We start from the raw sequence: 16,944 nt of genomic DNA, 5'->3' as shown, positions 1-16,944 counted from the left end.
TTGTACGCGGCCGTCCGGGCCGCGTACACCCCGAAAAACGGCTCCCCTTCCCTGTCTCGGCACCGGGCTGGCGTTGGTGTGCCGGGAAAGGGGTGGAAGGGCGTACCCGGCCTGGATGGCCGGGTTTCGAGCCTACAGGGATGTACTTGCGGCGTCCCTGGAACCCCTTTCCCGGCACAGCAAGGGGGAGTCCCATGGCGCGGATGAAGTTTCTCTGTGACGACGAGCGCTGCATCGAATGCAACGCCTGCGTCACCGCCTGCAAGAACGAGCACGAAGTGCCCTGGGGGGTCAACCGCCGCCGGGTGGTGACCCTTGACGACGGCCAGCCGGGGGAGAAATCCATCTCGGTGGCCTGCATGCACTGTTCCGACCCACCTTGCGCTGCCGTCTGCCCGGTGGACTGCTTCTACGTCACCGAGGACGGGGTGGTGCTGCACGACAAGGATCTGTGCATCGGTTGCGGCTACTGTTTCTACGCCTGCCCCTTCGGCGCCCCCCAGTTCCCCCAGAACGGCACCTTCGGGGTCCGGGGCAAGATGGACAAATGCACCTTCTGCGCCGGCGGCCCCGAGGAAGACTTTTCCGAGGCCGAATTCGAGAAGTACGGCCGCAACCGTCTGGCCGAGGGCAAGCTGCCGCTGTGCGCCGAGATGTGTTCCACCAAGGCCCTGCTGGCAGGCGACGGCGACGTCATCGCCGACATCTTCCGCGAGCGGGTGGTGCGCCGCGCCGACCGCGACGAAAAACCGGCCCAGCCCAAGGTGCCGTGGGGGTGGGGGCCGGCTTATGGGGAGAAGAAACCATGAAGTGGTGGGGAAGCGTCTCTGGCCGTCTGGCTTCCGGGACGCCGCACGTACGTCCCTGTAGGCTCGAAACCCGGCCATCCAGGCCGGGTATGCCCTCCAGCCGGACGGCCGGAGACGCTTGGCGGCGCTGTGCTTTTACCCTTTTGCTGGGAGTGGTTGCCGGCTTGGCTGCCTGCGAGCGTGAAGCCGACCGGGTTTTCGACCGCAATCCCGAGTATGCCGGCAAGGCGGATGTCCACGAACACTATCCCGATGCTGCAACCCTGCGCAAACGGGCGCTGATGGTACAGACGGACCGCTGACCATGGCTGCCGTGATGTCATCGATACGAAACCGCAGACTCTGGCAGGTCACCGGGCTGGTCCTGTTGCTGCTGTCGGTGGGGCTGGTGGCGGCGACCGTCGACTGGAACAACCCCCGCGCCGAGCTGTGGCGCCAGGTGCGCGAAGGGGTGGAAGGCTACAGCGCGGTGCGTGGCCTGGAAAGCGGCGAGCTGATCCAGGCCTCCGGCGAGGTCTGGCGCCGCTGGCGCAACGGGCCACTGTCCTGGGCCGGAGGGCTGGTGCTCGGTGGTGTGGTGCTGATTCTGGGGCTGTTTCATCTGCTTCACGGTCCCCAGCGGCTGGAAAAGCCCCGCACCGGCATCCGGGTGCTGCGCTGGAGCCTGGGGGAGCGGGTGCTGCACTGGGCTACTGCGGTCCTGTTCATCCTCCTGAGCCTTACCGGCCTGAGCCTGCTCTACGGCCGCCGGCTGCTGATCCCCCTGATCGGTCACGAGACCTTCGCCGCCTATCTCGCCATCGCCAAATTTACCCACAATCTCATCGGCCCCCTGTTCGTCGCCTGTCTGATCGTCATGGGCCTGACCTGGTTCCGCGACAACCTGTGGCGGAAGATCGACTGGGACTGGTTCAAGTCCTTCGGCGGCCTGTTCGGCGGCGGCCATCCCCATGCCGGGCGCATGAACGCCGGTGAGAAAGCCTGGTTCTGGCTGCTGATGACCGTGGGGGCGGTGGTCTCGGTCACCGGCCTGCTTCTCGATCTGCCCCTGTTCGGCCTCGAGCGCGAATCCCTGCAGTTGAGCCATATCCTCCACGTCGCCGCGGCTCTGATCGTCATGGCCGCCTCTCTGGGGCACATCTACATCGGCACCCTGGGCACCGAGGGCGCGTTGGAAGGCATGATCTCAGGGAAGGTCGATCTGTCCTGGGCCCGGCAGCATCACGATCTGTGGCTGGAGGAATTGCAGCAGGCCGGCCGGCTTCCCCGGCAGGGGGAACGCCCCGAGATAGAGCGTCCTGCCCACTTCTTCCGTCCGGATGCCGACTAGCCGTTCAATCAGTTTCCCGCGCCTTGCCGTCCATGTCCTGCCAGTAGTGGGCCACCACGGCGAGATACACCAGCATAACGATGAGCGGGAACCAGAACAGCCACTGGCTTCGGCCCTGGGTCACCGGGAACCACAGGATCCCGGCCAGTTTCAGCCCCCAGCCCACCAGGAACAGATAGACGCCCCAGCGGCGCATCTGCCACAGGCCGTAGCAGGAAATCAGCACCAGCGCGTTGCTGATCAGCCAGACGGCCGAGTACAGCCCCGGGGTGACGAAGATCGCATACAGGGCGTTGAAGAATTTGGGTAGGGTCATCGCCGCCACGGCAAAGCAAAGCAGGAAAATGGCTCTCGGTCGCATGTCGAAACTCCTGGTTGTGAATCGGATAACCGCTCGTTTGGCGGGAGTGGGCTAGAATTACTTGGGAAACAGCGGGAGTCAATGGGTTTCGCAGGATGCAGGCGGAGTGCGGTATGAACCGATGAGCGATACGCCTTCCGTGCACTACGCCGAGATTCGCCGGCTCATTCCGCTGCACCTGCTGCCGCAGGAAAGTTGCAAACGATTGTGTGACACGCTGGTCCCAAGGGAAGCGTCAAGCGGGGAAATCCTGTTCGAACGGGGGGAGATCGCCCACGAGTGGATCTATCTGCTCGAAGGCAGGGTTTCCCTCGAGGCCGGCGGCATCGTGATGGAAGAGCTCCAGGCCGGTGACGCCAACGCCCGTTTCCCCCTGGCGCATCAGAGCCCCCGTAAGGTGACGGCGCGCGCGCTCACGACGCTTCGCTATATCCGTATCGATCCCCAGCGCATCAAGCCGGCACTGCCGCAGGAAGAGACGAGGATGACAGACAGCAACCCCGAGAAAACCCAAGGCGACTGGATGACCCGGCTGTTGAAGTCGCCGGTCTTCCAACGGCTGCCGGCCAGTAACCTGCAAAAAATCCTGCAGCGGTTGGAGGAGAAGGCCTTGGAGGCCGGCACACCGGTGATCCTGCAGGGAGAGGTGGCCGACAGCGTCTTCATCCTCCGGTCCGGACAGTGTGAGGTCAGCCGTCAGCCCCGTCCCGGCGGGAAGGTGTTCAAACTGGGAACCCTGAAGCCCGGAGACATGTTCGGGGAGGATGCGATTCTGTCCGGTCAGGCGCGGGCGGTCACGGTGACCATGGCGACTGACGGGGTCGTGTTGCGCCTTTCTCCAGAACGATTCCTGCAGCTGCTTGCCGAGCCCGTGCTCGATTCGCTCAATTTCGAAGCAGCCTTCCGCGAGGCCGAGCAGGGGGCGCAATGGCTGGACGTGCGCGACCCGGACCCATTCCGGCGGCGTCACATTCGCGGCAGTCTCAACATTCCTTTCTTTTCCCTGCGTATGCAATTGACCGGATTGCAGCGGGGACAGCGCTATATCACCGTTTCCGAAGACGGCCGCCTTGCCGCCGCCGCCGCTTTTCTGCTGCTGAAGCACGGTTTCGAGGCCGCGGTGCTCGAAGGCGGATTGGGCAGCGTCCCTCCCAAGTGTCTGAACGGCGAGGTCCGGGAGGAGACCGGGCGGGTCGAAGCCCCGCCACCGGTGGTGCTTACGGCGGAGAAGGATAACCAGGCGCTGGAGGAATTGCAGCGGCACAACCGGCAGCTGCGACAGCGGCTGGAAGATTTGGAAGCCGAGAACAGCGCCCTGTCGGCCCGATTGGCGTCCCAGGCAGCGGGGACCGAGGAGAAGGCGGCGCTGGAGGCCGAGGCGGAAACCCTGCGCCGGCGGGTCGCCGAACTGGAGGCGGTGATCCGCGATTATTGCGAGGCCGCGGCCGAGATGGAGGGGGACGACCGGGTCCAGGCGCTGCAGACGGAATTGGAGATGGTGCGGGAGCAGGCCGAGGCCGATGTGGCGGCGATGCGCCGGCAGGTCGAGGTGCTGCAGGCCCGTTGCCGGAAATTGGCGCAGGAAGGCGGGAAGGATGTGACCTGGCGTCCACCGGCGGACTGGACGGCCTTGGAGCCCGAGGATCTGCCGTTGATCCAGCCCATTCCCCGCGGCGAAGGGGAGACGGCTCGGCGTGGCTGGGTTGGGCCGCTGCTGTGGGCCCTGGTAGGCGCGCTGGCGAGCCTGGCGCTGCTGGGGATCGGGCTGCAGAGTGAAAGTGGCCGCCGCTGGCTGGCGCAGTGGCTCTGGGACGGCCGGATGGCGGAGGAATCAGCGCCGGTGGCGCCGAAGTCGGAAGGGAAACCACAGATGCAGTTGCCCGAAGACCAGGATCTTTTCGCCGCAGAACCGGGAGAGGGGCAAGGTGCAGCGACCGCCGGCGGGGCGCCGCCCGAGGAGGAAGACCTGTTCGCCGAATGATGTCAGAGGCAAACGAAACCCCGCCGCGGCGGGGTTCGAGGTCATTTGATCTTGGCTTCCCGGAAGATCACGTGCTTGCGCACCACCGGATCGTACTTCTTGAATTCCAGTTTGTCCGGCGTGTTACGCTTGTTCTTGGTGGTGGTGTAGTAGTAGCCGGTGCCGGCGCTGGACACCAGTTTGATCTTTTCGCGCATGGCTTGTTTCAATCCTCCTTATGGCCTGATCAGAATCAGATCTTGACGCCGCGCTGACGCATTTCCGCAAGCACGGTGTCGATGCCCTTCTTGTCGATGATACGCATGCCCTGGCTGGAAACCCGCAGGCGCACCCAGCGGCCCTCGCTTTCCACCCAGAACTTGTGGGTGTGCAGATTCGGCAGGAAGCGGCGCTTGGTCTTGTTGTTGGCGTGGGAGACGTTGTTGCCGGTCATGGGACGTTTGCCCGTCACTTGACATACTCTGGACATTTCTAAACCCCGATATACCCAGTCGATTCAAACGAGCAATTCTAGCGCAAGTTGTGGTGCGGGGCAAAAAACGGAAAGTGTTATCATGGGACGCCCCCGATCAACATGGAATGCGAACGAAACGATGACCGCCGCGAGAATCAAGCTGGGGATCGTGATGGATCCCATCCAGAACATCAACATCCACAAGGACAGCAGTTTCGCCATGCTGCTGGAGGCCCAGGCGCGGGGGTGGGAACTCGAGTACATGGAGCTGGGCGATCTGTATCTGCGCGACGGCCGCACCTTCGCCCGCATGCGCCGTCTTGTGCTCAGACGCGACTCGCAACGCTGGTACGCGTTCGAGGGTGAAACGGTGCAGTCCCTGGACTGCCTGGACGTGATCCTGATGCGCAAGGATCCGCCCTTCGACCAGGAATACATCTATGCCACCTATCTGCTCGAGTGTGCCGAACAAAAGGGCGTCTTGGTGGTCAACAAGCCCCAGAGCCTGCGCGACGCCAACGAAAAGCTGTTCACCGCCTGGTTCCCCCAGTGCTGCGCCCCCACCTTGGTGGCCCGCGATCCGCAGCGTTTCCGCGCCTTTCTGGCCGAGCAGGGGGAGATCATACTGAAGCCTCTGGACGGCATGGGCGGCGCTTCGATCTTCTATCTGCATCCTGAGGACCCCAATGTCAGCGTCATCCTCGAAACCATGACCCGCCACGGCAGCCGCTTCGTGATGGCCCAACGCTATCTGCCCGAAATCAAGGACGGCGACAAGCGCATCCTGCTGATCGATGGCGAGCCGGTTCCCTACGCTCTGGCGCGGATTCCCGCCCGGGGGGAGTTGCGGGGCAACCTGGCCGCCGGCGGCCGGGCCGAGGGCCGGCCCCTGAGCGAGCGCGACCGCTGGATCTGCAATCAGGTGGGACCGGAACTTCGCCGCCGTGGCTTGATCTTCGCCGGCATCGACGTGATCGGCGACTATCTCACCGAGATCAACGTCACTAGCCCCACCTGCATTCAGGAATTGGATAAACTATTCGGATTGAACATCAGCGCCCAGCTGATGAACGAAATCGAGGCCCGTCTGTCCCCATGACCCTGGAGACCCGTTTCGGCAGTCCCGGCGACCGCTTCCTGGTGGCGCTCTTGGTCGCGCTGGTGCTGCACGCCGCGATCCTTTTCGGGGTACGCTTCCGGTTGCCGGCGCCGCCGCCGGTGCGGCGCACCCTGGACATCGAGCTGGTCTCCGAGGCCGATGGCCGGCGTCCCGAGAAGGCGGATTATCTGGCAGACCGAAACAGCGACGGCGGCGCCAGCAAGCAGGCCCGCAGGCCGCAGCCGCCACCCCGAAGCCGCCCCCGCGGCGTGCCGCAGCCGCCACCGCCGGCACGCCCGCGGCCACGCCGCGTGCTGACCCATCAGGCGGCACGACAGACGGTGCCCCAGCGCCCGAACCCCCAGCCGCAGCCCAGCCCCCGTCTCGATCCCGGGTTGCTGGCCCGGCAGATCGCCGAACTGGACGTAAAGCCCCGCCGCAGCATGCGCTTCGCCGGTGAGCGGGTGACCCCCATCGAGCGCATTCGGGCCCACAAATACGTCGCCGCCGCTTACGAGCGCGCCTGGCAGAAGAAGGTCGAACGCATCGGCAACCTCAACTATCCTGACGAAGCCCGGCGCCGGAGGCTGTCGGGGAAATTGCTGGTGAGCGTCTGGGTGGCCAAGGACGGAACGGTGAAGAAGATCAAGATCCGCCGCTCCTCCGGTTACAAGGTCCTGGACGCGGCGGCGGTGCGGATCGTCCGTCTGGCCTCGCCGTTCGCGCCGTTTCCCAAGGAGCTGGCGCAGCAGACCGACGTTCTGGTGATCACCCGCACCTGGAGTTTCTTCAACGACGACGGCCTGGCCATGGGCCGCTGAAGGATGGGACCATGAAGACGCATACCGCTTTGACCGGACAGTTTCTCATCGCCATGCCGACCCTGGAGGATCCCAATTTCGCCCATACGGTCACCTACATCTGCCAGCACAGCGAGGAGGGGGCGCTGGGGATTGTCATCTCCCGGCCGTTGGAGGATATGCGCCTCAGGGACATCCTGGCTTCGATGCAGATCGAGCCCGAGGACGAAGCCATCGCCGCAGAATCGGTCTATCTGGGCGGCCCGGTGCAGCCGGAGCGCGGTTTCGTGCTCCACACCCCGGTGGGTGACTGGCACGGTACCCTGGCGGTCGACGATCGGGTGGGGCTGACCACTTCCCGCGACATTCTGGAGGCCATCGCCGCCGGCCGCGGACCGGAAAAGTTCCTCGTCGCCCTCGGCTATGCCGGCTGGGGTGCAGGCCAGCTGGAGCGGGAGATGCTCGAAAACGCCTGGCTCAACGTCCGGGCCGACCTGGAAATCCTCTTCGACCTGCCGCCGGCGCAGCGCTGGAAGGCCGCCGCCGCCCGGCTGGGGATCGATCTCGACCGCATGTCGTCACAGGTGGGACATGGCTGAGGCGGAAACCTGGCTGGGCTTCGATTTCGGCACCCGCAGACTGGGGGTGGCCGTGGGTCAGCGCCTCACCGGCACCGCCTCCCCCCTGGAGACGATCCGTTCGGAGAAGAAGGCGGTGCGCTGGCAGGCGATCGATCGTCTGGTACAGACCTGGCGGCCGGCCGGTTTCGTGGTGGGAATGGCGTATCAGGCCGACGGCGGCGACAATCCGGTGACGCCGCTGATGCGCAAGTTTTGCCGCCAGCTGGAAGGGCGGTATCATCGTCCTGTTCACGTGATGGACGAGTACCTGACCAGTTTCGAGTCTCGCCAGCTGCTGTTCGAGGAGGTGGGGCTGCGGGCCGGCAAGGTGCACCGCTACAACGACCAGGTCGCCGCCCGTCTGATCCTGCAGACCTGGCTCAATCATCAGGAGACGCCTGCGTGAGTGCCGAATCTTTGGACATCGATACCCTGCTGCAGAATCTGGCCGACTGCCTGCGCCGCCAGATCGAAACCCGGGGATTGCACGACCCGCTGCTCGTGGGCATCCATACCGGCGGGGTCTGGATCGCCGAGCGGCTGCGCGAACGCCTGGGGATCGATACGCCTCTGGGACGGCTGAACATCGCCTTCTACCGTGACGACTTCTCCCGCATCGGCATGCATCCCCAAGTGCGCCCGAGCCAGCTGCCGAGCACCGAAAACCGCGACGTGATCCTGATCGACGACGTGCTCTACACCGGCCGCACCATCCGTGCCGCTCTCAACGAGCTGTTCGACTACGGCCGGCCGCGCCAGGTGATCCTGGGGGTACTGATCGAGCGCGACGGGCGGGAGCTGCCGATCCAGCCGGACTGCGTCGGCGGCCGCGTCTCCCTGGGGCCCGATCAGCGCATCAAGCTGACCGGTCCCGATCCCCTGAAACTGGAGATTCACACCGTCGAGGCCCCATGAGCCGTACCCTGCAACTGGACGCCGGCGGCCGGCTGCGCCATTTCCTCACCATCGAAGGGCTGGGGCGGGACTGGCTCGAGCGCATCATGGACACCGCCGAATCCTTCGAAAGCGTGGCCGCTCAGAAGGTCAAGAAGGTGCCGCTGCTGCGCGGCAAGACCGTGGTCAACCTGTTCTTCGAAACCAGCACCCGCACCCGCACCACTTTCGAGCTGGCGGCCAAACGCTTGTCGGCGGACGTGCTCAACATCAACGTGGCGGTCTCGGCCACCGCCAAGGGCGAAAGCCTGCTCGACACCGTCCGCAATCTGGAGGCCATGGGGGTGGACATGTTCGTGGTGCGCCACGCCGAAAGCGGGGCGGCCCATTTCATCGCCCGCCACGTCGCCCCCCACGTCAGCGTCGTCAACGCCGGCGACGGCCGCCACGCCCATCCCACCCAGGCCATGCTCGACATGTTCACCATCCGCCGCCACAAGCGCGATTTCTCCCGTCTGACCGTGGCCATCGTCGGCGACATCCTCCATTCCCGCGTCGCCCGCTCCCAGATTCACGCCCTCAACACCCTCGGCGCCCGGGAAGTCCGGGTGGTGGCGCCGCGGACGCTGCTGCCGGTGGCGGTGGAGCGCTTGGGCGTGCGCGTCTGCCACGATCTGGACGCTGGGCTGGAGGATGTCGATGTGGTCATCATGCTGAGGCTGCAGAAGGAGCGCATGCAGGGAGCGCTGCTGCCGAGCGAGCGGGAATTCTACCGCTGTTTCGGGCTGACTGCCGCCCGGCTGCGGCAGGCCAGACCCGATTGCCTGGTGATGCATCCCGGCCCCATCAACCGCGGGGTCGAGATCGCCTCGGAGGTGGCCGACGGCAGCCGCTCGGTGATTCTTGAGCAAGTAGGCCACGGCATCGCCATCCGCATGGCGGTGATGGCGCTGGCTCTGGGGGCGGTTCAGGGATGAAGCTCGCCATCGTCAACGGCCTGGTGTGCGATCCGGTCGCTGAAACTCTGACGCCCGGTGGCGTCTGGATCGCCGAGGGCAAGATCGTCGCCACAGGTTCGCCGCCGCCCGATTTCACTCCGCAGCGGGAATTGGATGCCCGCGGTGGCGTCATCGCTCCCGGTCTCATCGACCTCAGCGTCTGCCTGCGGGAACCGGGTTTCGAATCCAAAGGCACCATCGCCAGCGAAACCCGCGCGGCGGTAGCCGGCGGCGTCACCACCGTCTGCGCTCTGCCGGAAACCCAGCCGGTGGCGGACACCCCAGCGGTCATCGAGCTGATCCGCGAACGCGCCGAACTTGCCGCCCGGGCTAGAGTGGTGCCGGTGGGGGCGCTGACCTGCGGGCTGGCGGGCGAGCGTCTGAGCGAGATGCACGCATTGGGTGAGGCCGGCTGCCGCGCCGTCGGCAACGCCGGCCGGCCGCTGGCCAACCCCTTGGTCTGGCGCCGGGCCCTGGAATACGCCGCCACCTACGGTCTGACCGTGTTCGTCCGGCCCCAGGATCCCTGGCTAGCGGCCGGTGGCTGCGCCCACGAAGGGGAGGTGGCGACCCGGCTGGGATTGGCGGGTATTCCGGCGAGCGCGGAAACGGTGGCGGTGGCGCAGATCCTGGCCCTGGTGGCCGACAGCGGCGCCCGGGTGCACTTCTCCTGCCTGAGCACCGCCCGGGCGGCGGCGATGGTCGGCGCTGCCGCCGCTGACGGCCTGCCGGTCACCTGCGATGTGGCCGCCCACCAGCTCCATCTGACCGAACAAGCGCTGGAAGGCTTCGACGCCAGCGTCCATCTGGCGCCGCCGCTGCGCACCCTGGACGACCGCGACGGGCTGCGCCGGGCGCTGGCCGGAGGGACGGTGACGGCGGTCTGCTCCGATCACCGCCCCCACGAGGAAGACGCCAAGCTGAACGTTTTCGCCGCCACCGAACCGGGAGCCGCCGGCCTGGAGACGCTGCTGCCGCTGCTGCTGGCCCTGGTGGACGAGGGGATCCTGACGCTGCCTCAGGCCCTGGCCCGGCTGACCGCAGGTCCGGCCGGGGTGCTGGGGTTGGAGGGCGGGCGGTTGCAGCCGGGCGCTCCGGCCGACGTGATCGTCATCGATACCGGGGCGTGCTGGCCCGTCGATGCCGACCACTGGCACAGCCGCGGCCGCAACACCCCGTTCTGGGGCCAGACCCTGAAGGGAAAAGTGCGTTACACCCTGGTGGGCGGCCGCATCGTCCACCCGGGCTGAGATCAGTCGTCCTCCTCCACCAGCCGCATCTTGTCTTCGCCGGGCGCGTACCGGTCGAGGTCGCCCGTTTCCCCCAGTTTGATCATCAGCCGCACCTCGTTGCGCGAGTCGGCGGCGGCCAGGGCGTCCTCGTAGCTGATCTTGCCGGCCTTGTAGAGATCGTAGAGGCACTGGTCGAAGGTCTGCATCCCCTGTTCGCGCGAGCGCTTCATCAAGTCCTTGAGCTTGTGGACCTCGCCCTTGCGGATCAGGTCCGAGGCCAGCGGGGTGTTGATGAGGATCTCCACCGCCGGATAGCGGCCCTCGCCGTCGGCGCAGCGGATCAGCTGCTGGGCGACGATGGCCTTGAGGTTGAGGGACAGGTCCATGAACAGCTGGCTGTGCATGTCCTCGGGGAAGAAGTGCAGGATGCGGTCCAGAGCCTGGTTGGCGTTGTTGGCGTGCAGGGTGGACAGGCACAGATGCCCGGTTTCGGCGAAGGTGATGGCGTGCTGCATGGTCTCCCGGGTGCGGATCTCGCCGATGAGGATCACGTCCGGGGCCTGGCGCAGGGTGTTCTTCAGGGCCACCTCGTAGGATTCGGTGTCGGTGCCCACCTCGCGCTGGGTGACGATGCAGCCGGCGTGCTGGTGGGTGTACTCGATCGGATCCTCGATGGTGATGATGTGCCCGGAGCTGTTGTGGTTGCGGTATTTGAGCATCGCCGCCAGGGAGGTGGACTTGCCGGTGCCGGTGGCGCCGACGAAGATGATCAGACCGCGTTTGGTCATCGCCAGATCCTTGAGGATCGGTGGCAGGTTCAGCTCCTCCACGTCGGGGATGTAATCCTGGATGCGCCGGATCACCATCGCCGGGCTGTTGCGCTGGTAATAGGCGCTGACGCGGAAGCGGGCCAGGTTCTCCATGGCGATGGCGAAGTTGCACTCGCGGGCGTTTTCGAACTCGTCCCGCTGGCGCGCGTCCATGGTGCTGAGCACCAGCTCGCGCACCATGGGTTCGCTGAGGGATTTGGGGCTGATGGGCTCCAGGCGGCCGTTGACCTTGATGCACGGCGGCCGGCCAGCGATCACGAACAGATCCGAGGCCTTCTTGTGCACCATCAGGGTGAGCATGGATTCCACGTTCATGGCCCGCCTCCGTTAAAACGCCGCCTTGTTGACGGCCTTGGTGCGGGCGGTCTGGCGCGAGATGACGCCTTTGTCCACCAGTTCCTGCAGGTGCTGGTCGAGGGTCTGCATGCCGTCCTTGCGTCCGGTCTGGATCGCCGAGTACATCTGCGCCACTTTGTCCTCACGGATCAGGTTGCGGATCGCCGGGGTCCCGACCATGATCTCCCAGGCGGCCGTCCGCCCGCCGCCGATCTTCTTCAGCAGGGTCTGGGCGATGACCGCCTGCAGGGATTCCGACAGCATCGAGCGGATCATGGCCTTTTCCGCCGCCGGGAACACGTCGATGATACGGTCGATGGTTTTGGCCGCCGAGGAGGTGTGCAGAGTGCCGAACACCAGGTGGCCGGTCTCGGCCGCGGTCAGGGCCAGGCGGATGGTTTCAAGATCGCGCATTTCCCCCACCAGGATCACGTCCGGGTCCTCGCGCAGCGCCGATCTCAAGGCTTCGTTGAAGCCGAGGGTGTCGCGGTGGACCTCGCGCTGGTTGATGAGGGATTTCTTGCTCTGATGGACGAATTCGATCGGGTCCTCGACGGTGAGAATATGGGAGTAATTGTTGGAATTGATGTAGTCGATCATCGCCGCCAGGGTGGTGGACTTACCGGAGCCGGTGGGGCCGGTGACCAGAATCAGGCCGCGGGGTTTCTGGGTCACGTCACGGAAGAAGGGTGGGCAGCCCAGATCCTCCAGGGTCAGTACCTTGGAGGGAATGGTGCGGAACACCGCCGCCGCCCCCCGGTCCTGATGGAAAGCGTTGACGCGGAAACGGGCCACTCCGGGCAGCTCGAAGGAAAAGTCGGTTTCCAGATATTCCTCGTAATCGCGCCGCTGCTTGTCGTTCATGATGTCGTAAACTAGCGCGTGGACCTCCTTGTGCTCCAGCGGCGGCACGTTGATGCGGCGGATGTCGCCGTCAACGCGAATCATCGGTGGCAGGCCGGCGGAGAGGTGGAGGTCGGAGGCGTTGTTCTTGACGGAAAAGGCGAGCAGTTCGGCGATGTCCATGAATCACTCCTCAGCGCGATCGGATCGAATGAATACCGGCAAGTATAGTTCAGAATCTCCGCTGGCCCAGCGCCTGGCTCGCATCCGGCGGCGGATCGGTGAAGCCCTTCACGCCACCGGCAGGCAGGATGACGTGACCCTGGTGGCGGTGGGCAAGACCTGGCCTGCAAGGGTGCTGCTCGAAGCCTGGCAGCTGGGAATGCGCCATTTCGGTGAGAACTATCTCCAGGAGGCCCTGGCCAAGCAGCAGGCCCTGGGGCATTGCGACATCACCTGGCATTTCATCGGCCCGATCCAGTCCAACAAGACCCGCGCCATCGCCACCCGTTTTCACTGGGTCCACACCGTGGACCGCCTCAAGATCGCCCGCCGCCTCAGCCAGCAGCGCCCGGAGGGGCTGGCGCCGCTCAACGTCTGTATCCAGGTCAACGTCAGTGGTGAGGCGAGCAAGGCCGGGGTGGCGCCGGAAGCGGCCGCCGAGCTGGCCGCCGCCATCCGGGAGCTGCCGAATCTGCGCCTGCGGGGGCTGATGACGATTCCGGCACCGGCCGTCGACTTCGACGCGCAACGGCGGCCTTTCCAGCGGCTGCGGCAGCTTCGGGACACGCTGGGATTGGAGGACCTGTCGATGGGGATGTCCGCCGATCTGGAAGCGGCGGTTCAGGAAGGCGCCACCCTGGTGCGGATCGGTTCCGCGTTGTTCGGGCTGCGGCAACCCCGGCGCGAATGAAACCCTATTCCTCGAAGTAGGGTTCGTCGAGCAGTCGGATTCCAGCTTCCTTCAGGCGGCGATAGTCCTCCTTGAGCAAACTGTTGGCGAGATTGCGGTTGATGAGGGTTTCCTCCGGATCTTCGGTGGGAAAGCCGAGCACATAGACTCGGTCGACGATCTGAGCCCCGTCACCGGTGCGAAATACGAAACGGGCCCCCAGCAGGTAGCCTTCCTGTTCTTCCAGGATGTCCAGATCCGGATGGACCTTCAGGGTGATCGGCCGCTTGGCCAGCCGGACCTCGGCGACGAGCTTGAGGCCGCGTTTGGCGTGGGCGATGGCTTCGTCCAGGGTGCGGATTTTGACGGTCATGAATGGGTTCTCCTACGATTGGGGTGAGTCGGAATCGATTCTCTCGAGGGTTCTTCCGGACGGTATTCGGGTACCAGGGTCTGGAGCAGGACGTAGAGCTGGGGAATGTCGAATTCCTGGCAGGCGCTGTGGATTTGGGCCAGCAGCTTGACGATGATTTTCGGATCGCAGGCAGGCGCGCTGGCCTGCTTCAATTTCTCGTAGGGCGTGGGCTGAAGATCCTCCTCGGGATAGAACAGTTCCTCGTGCAGCTTTTCGCCAGGGCGCAGGCCGATGTATTCGATGGCGATATCGATGCCCGGCCGTTTGCCGCTGAGCAAGATCATCTGTTCCGCCAGGTAGCGGATACTGACGGGCTGGCCCATGTCCAGGACGAAAATCTCCCCCCCTTGACCCAATGCGGCCGCCTGCATGATCAGCTGGCAGGCCTCGGGGATGGTCATGAAGAAACGGGTGATTTCCGGATGCGTGACGGTGACCGGACCGCCACTGGCGATTTGTTCCCGGAACAGGGGTACCACGCTGCCGGCGGAATCGAGCACGTTGCCGAAACGTACGGTGACGAAACGGGTTTTCTGTAATAGGTTGAAACTCTGGCAGATGACCTCCGCCCCCCGTTTGGTCGCCCCCATCACGTTGGTGGGATGGACCGCTTTGTCGGTGGAAACCAGCACGAATTTATCGACTCCGTGTTCGACGGCAAGCTCGGCAAGCCGGGCGGTTCCCAGCACATTGTTGTGAACCGCTTCCCTGACCTGGTTTTCCAGTAGGGGGACGTGTTTGTAGGCGGCGGTATGAAAGATCACCTCAGGCCGATACTTCACCAGGACTTCCCTGACTGCCACCTTGTCCGTGATGTCGCCCAGAACAGGAACGATTTCGGTGGATTCAAAGTGTTCCCGCAAGGTACGCTCGGTGCGGTACAGGTTATATTCGCAGCGCTCGAAGAGGATCAGGCGGTGGATGGGCAGATTCGCCAGCTGGCGGCAAAGTTCGGCGCCGATCGATCCGCCGCCGCCGGTCACCAGCACGGTTTTGGTCGCCAGGTGGCGGTGGATCGAAGGCCAGTCGAGGCGGGTGGGCTCGCGTCCCAACAGATCCTCGATGCTGACGGGGCGAAGCGTTTTCTTGGAAATGGGCTGATTCCGGTTCAGGCGTTCCCGTGGCGAAGGAAGGGTTAGAAAAGGGACGCCGGCCTGTTCGCAATGGGTGATGATCCGGCGCATCTGGGTATCGCTGGCCGAGGGAATGGCGATCAGCACGGTTTCGATGTGGTAGCGCCGGACCAGATAGGGGATCTGACTGCAGGGGCCGACGACCCGGATGCCCCGTATCTCCCGTCCCAGTTTGTGGGGGTTGTCGTCCACCAGGGCGACGGGGCGATACTCCGGGGCGCTGTCTTGCAGCAGATCGCGGATCAACATATAACCGGCCCGTCCGGCACCGACCACCAGGGCCCGCTTGCCGCTGTCCGGTTCACGGTGGCTGTCCTTTTTCAGGCGATAAATCAAGCGGGGAACGCTGACCGCCAGAAACAGCAGCAAGGCGTAAAGAACCGGGATCGCCGCCGGCAAAGGATATGGAGGCGGTTGGATATAACTGGCCGCGCCGATAAGACCTGCGCCCATCGAGGTGGCTTTGCCGATCTGCAGCAGGTCCGGCGTGGAGGCGAAACGCCAAAGGCTGCGGTAGAGCTGAAACTGGTAAAAAATCGTACCCTGGAGACAAACGACCCAGGGGAGCCAATGCAGGGCCTGATCCTGCAGCTGTGGAGGCACCGGATGCAGGTCGTTATGGAGCCAGTAAGCGCCCAGCCAGGCCAGGGCGACCATGATCAGATCGTGGATGAAGACCAACCAGGCTCTGCGTAATACGGTGGGCACGCGGTATCTCCGTTGTATTTAAGCGACAAGTCCGTGTCGGTCAGTGTATGGATCGGGGCGTTCGCACGCGCTCTGGAAACAGGCATGCATGTACGAAAGATTATGACAAAACATTTGTCAGCATGAAAGTTGTCTGCTACATTGAATCCCCGCGTGGATGTTGCTTTTTAGCAAAGGTAGATCACAACAACTCCATCAAAGGGGAGGATGACAATGAAAAAACTGACCAAAGCTCTGATGGCTGGCTCCGTAGCCGCCGCAACCGCCCTGGCGCCGGTGGCCCAGGCCCATGAACATCACGGTGGTGCCGACGCTCGCATCCGCATGCTGGAGGAACAGCTAAAACTGTTGAAGCAGGAACTGGCCGATCTCAAGGCCCATTCCCAGATGCATCACGAGAAAGTGATGGAGCTGGAGGAATGGAAGGAACAGGCCGGAGTAGGAGGTGCGGCTGGTGAAAGCATGATCTTCTTCCGCGGCGGTTATGCGCGGATGATGACCGATCGTGCCAAGGATGTGCTGCCCTCACCCAATTCCAGGGCCGCAAAAGGCCAGAATGGTTTCTACATCGGCGCCGGTTTCGAGCACACTCTGAGTCGTGATCTGTTCGGCATGACCGAAGGAACGATTCTGGAAGGGACCGACCTGCTCGGTGAGGTGATGTTCGAATATAAGCGCTTTGCCCGGGGAACTGGTTTGTTGACGGATAACGACCAGGGTGTGGTGGTGACTCAGCTGGCTCCGGGGAAAACTCCAGAGACCTCCACGGTGACCCAGTTTACCTTGACTGCTGCTCCCAAGATCAAGTTCATGCGTGGCAGCATGATTCGGCCATGGATCATTCCAGTGGGCCTGGGCATTCACGTCATCAGCCCGCCGTCCGACGGGGTGACGGTACTCAATCCGGGCTTGGTGTTCGGTGCCGGTGCCGATGTCGATATCTTCAAGAATGTCGTGATCGGCGCCGACTTCCGTTACCACGTCACGCCTGGCGACGACAGCAGCCTGAACGGCGTCGAGGATACCGACACCGATGGCCTGACCGCCGGTGGTTACGTGGGATTCAAATTCTGAGCAACTTCTGCTCGGTATCGGGAAAGGGGCCGCAAGGCCCCTTTCTTTTTGTAGTTCACTTCCCCGAGCTGTGGTAGCGCGGGGGAGTTGGGGGTGAAAGTCCCCTACCGGCTTGGCAAGAGTGCAGGCGGCCCA

Annotated in this window: 20 protein-coding genes; 13 read left to right on the top strand and 7 right to left on the bottom strand. The window is 64.3% G+C overall.

What is annotated here, in order from left to right; all coding sequences use genetic code 11:
• Positions 1–194 precede the first annotated feature (194 nt).
• From fdh3B to MIN45_RS00400, 3 genes are all read left to right on the top strand, one after another.
• The gene (gene fdh3B, locus MIN45_RS00410) at positions 195–809 is read left to right on the top strand and encodes a formate dehydrogenase FDH3 subunit beta (RefSeq protein ID WP_286292649.1); all 615 of its coding nucleotides are present in this window, start codon (positions 195–197) and stop codon (positions 807–809) included.
• 164 nt (positions 810–973) lie between these two features.
• Complete coding sequence (locus MIN45_RS00405; RefSeq protein ID WP_286292648.1) at positions 974–1,111, top strand: hypothetical protein; 138 nt, start codon at positions 974–976, stop codon at positions 1,109–1,111.
• A 14-nt stretch (positions 1,112–1,125) separates the two neighbouring features.
• Positions 1,126–2,139 carry a formate dehydrogenase subunit gamma gene (locus MIN45_RS00400; RefSeq protein WP_286292647.1) on the top strand — a complete coding sequence of 338 codons (1,014 nt, stop codon included), beginning with the start codon at positions 1,126–1,128 and terminating at the stop codon, positions 2,137–2,139.
• Between the two features lie 4 nt (positions 2,140–2,143).
• Here the strand turns inward: MIN45_RS00400 and MIN45_RS00395 are convergent, their stop codons facing one another.
• Entirely contained in the window at positions 2,144–2,500 is a 357-nt protein-coding gene (locus tag MIN45_RS00395; RefSeq protein ID WP_286292646.1) for a hypothetical protein, read from the bottom strand.
• Positions 2,501–2,621: 121 nt separating this feature from the next.
• On the opposite strand from MIN45_RS00395, the gene MIN45_RS00390 reads away from it, so the two are divergent.
• Positions 2,622–4,481 (top strand): cyclic nucleotide-binding domain-containing protein, encoded by a 1,860-nt coding sequence (locus MIN45_RS00390; protein WP_286292645.1) that lies wholly within the window; start codon positions 2,622–2,624, stop codon positions 4,479–4,481.
• Positions 4,482–4,522: 41 nt separating this feature from the next.
• Here the strand turns inward: MIN45_RS00390 and rpmG are convergent, their stop codons facing one another.
• Both rpmG and rpmB read right to left on the bottom strand, forming a co-directional pair.
• On the bottom strand, positions 4,523–4,678 hold the full coding sequence (gene rpmG, locus MIN45_RS00385; RefSeq protein ID WP_317706309.1) for a 50S ribosomal protein L33: 156 nt from the start codon (positions 4,676–4,678) through the stop codon (positions 4,523–4,525).
• A gap of 35 nt (positions 4,679–4,713) precedes the next feature.
• Complete coding sequence (gene rpmB / locus MIN45_RS00380) at positions 4,714–4,950, bottom strand: 50S ribosomal protein L28 (protein ID WP_286292643.1); 237 nt, start codon at positions 4,948–4,950, stop codon at positions 4,714–4,716.
• Positions 4,951–5,074: 124 nt separating this feature from the next.
• Here rpmB and gshB point away from each other — a divergent pair, with 124 nt between their 5' ends.
• Genes gshB through MIN45_RS00345 form a run of 7 tightly spaced genes read left to right on the top strand, consistent with a single transcriptional unit; the run spans position 5,075 to position 10,596 of the window.
• Positions 5,075–6,034 carry a glutathione synthase gene (gene gshB, locus MIN45_RS00375; RefSeq protein ID WP_286292642.1) on the top strand — a complete coding sequence of 320 codons (960 nt, stop codon included), beginning with the start codon at positions 5,075–5,077 and terminating at the stop codon, positions 6,032–6,034.
• On the top strand, positions 6,031–6,855 hold the full coding sequence (locus MIN45_RS00370; protein ID WP_286292641.1) for an energy transducer TonB: 825 nt from the start codon (positions 6,031–6,033) through the stop codon (positions 6,853–6,855). Before gshB ends, MIN45_RS00370 begins: the two co-directional genes overlap by 4 nt.
• A gap of 11 nt (positions 6,856–6,866) precedes the next feature.
• Positions 6,867–7,433 (top strand): YqgE/AlgH family protein, encoded by a 567-nt coding sequence (locus tag MIN45_RS00365; protein WP_286292640.1) that lies wholly within the window; start codon positions 6,867–6,869, stop codon positions 7,431–7,433.
• Positions 7,426–7,860, top strand: a complete 435-nt coding sequence (gene ruvX, locus MIN45_RS00360; protein ID WP_286292639.1) for a Holliday junction resolvase RuvX — start codon at positions 7,426–7,428, stop codon at positions 7,858–7,860. Before MIN45_RS00365 ends, ruvX begins: the two co-directional genes overlap by 8 nt.
• On the top strand, positions 7,857–8,369 hold the full coding sequence (gene pyrR / locus MIN45_RS00355) for a bifunctional pyr operon transcriptional regulator/uracil phosphoribosyltransferase PyrR (protein WP_286292638.1): 513 nt from the start codon (positions 7,857–7,859) through the stop codon (positions 8,367–8,369). Before ruvX ends, pyrR begins: the two co-directional genes overlap by 4 nt.
• On the top strand, positions 8,366–9,325 hold the full coding sequence (locus MIN45_RS00350; protein ID WP_286292637.1) for an aspartate carbamoyltransferase catalytic subunit: 960 nt from the start codon (positions 8,366–8,368) through the stop codon (positions 9,323–9,325). The genes pyrR and MIN45_RS00350 overlap by 4 nt, the downstream gene beginning before the upstream one ends.
• The gene (locus tag MIN45_RS00345; protein WP_286292636.1) at positions 9,322–10,596 is read left to right on the top strand and encodes a dihydroorotase; all 1,275 of its coding nucleotides are present in this window, start codon (positions 9,322–9,324) and stop codon (positions 10,594–10,596) included. The genes MIN45_RS00350 and MIN45_RS00345 overlap by 4 nt, the downstream gene beginning before the upstream one ends.
• Before the next feature lie 2 nt (positions 10,597–10,598).
• Here the strand turns inward: MIN45_RS00345 and MIN45_RS00340 are convergent, their stop codons facing one another.
• Entirely contained in the window at positions 10,599–11,723 is a 1,125-nt protein-coding gene (locus MIN45_RS00340) for a PilT/PilU family type 4a pilus ATPase (protein ID WP_286292635.1), read from the bottom strand.
• 12 nt (positions 11,724–11,735) lie between these two features.
• Entirely contained in the window at positions 11,736–12,770 is a 1,035-nt protein-coding gene (locus MIN45_RS00335; protein ID WP_286292634.1) for a type IV pilus twitching motility protein PilT, read from the bottom strand.
• Between the two features lie 28 nt (positions 12,771–12,798).
• Here MIN45_RS00335 and MIN45_RS00330 point away from each other — a divergent pair, with 28 nt between their 5' ends.
• Positions 12,799–13,500 carry a YggS family pyridoxal phosphate-dependent enzyme gene (locus MIN45_RS00330; protein WP_286292633.1) on the top strand — a complete coding sequence of 234 codons (702 nt, stop codon included), beginning with the start codon at positions 12,799–12,801 and terminating at the stop codon, positions 13,498–13,500.
• Positions 13,501–13,504: 4 nt separating this feature from the next.
• Here MIN45_RS00330 and MIN45_RS00325 read toward each other — a convergent pair whose 3' ends face one another.
• Both MIN45_RS00325 and MIN45_RS00320 read right to left on the bottom strand, forming a co-directional pair.
• A complete protein-coding gene (locus MIN45_RS00325) occupies positions 13,505–13,852 on the bottom strand; it encodes a hypothetical protein (protein ID WP_286292632.1) in 348 nt (115 codons plus the stop codon).
• Positions 13,849–15,735: a polysaccharide biosynthesis protein gene (locus MIN45_RS00320; protein ID WP_286292631.1), complete on the bottom strand. Its 1,887-nt coding sequence runs from the start codon at positions 15,733–15,735 to the stop codon at positions 13,849–13,851. The genes MIN45_RS00325 and MIN45_RS00320 overlap by 4 nt, the downstream gene beginning before the upstream one ends.
• Before the next feature lie 213 nt (positions 15,736–15,948).
• On the opposite strand from MIN45_RS00320, the gene MIN45_RS00315 reads away from it, so the two are divergent.
• On the top strand, positions 15,949–16,809 hold the full coding sequence (locus MIN45_RS00315) for a porin family protein (protein WP_286292630.1): 861 nt from the start codon (positions 15,949–15,951) through the stop codon (positions 16,807–16,809).
• Positions 16,810–16,944 lie beyond the last annotated feature (135 nt).

Origin of the sequence: Methylomarinovum tepidoasis (assembly GCF_030294985.1) — a bacterium.
Lineage (GTDB): Bacteria > Pseudomonadota > Gammaproteobacteria > Methylococcales > Methylothermaceae > Methylohalobius > Methylohalobius tepidoasis.
Note: the sequence above shows the minus strand (reverse complement) of the source record. Positions and strands in the feature narration are given on the sequence as shown.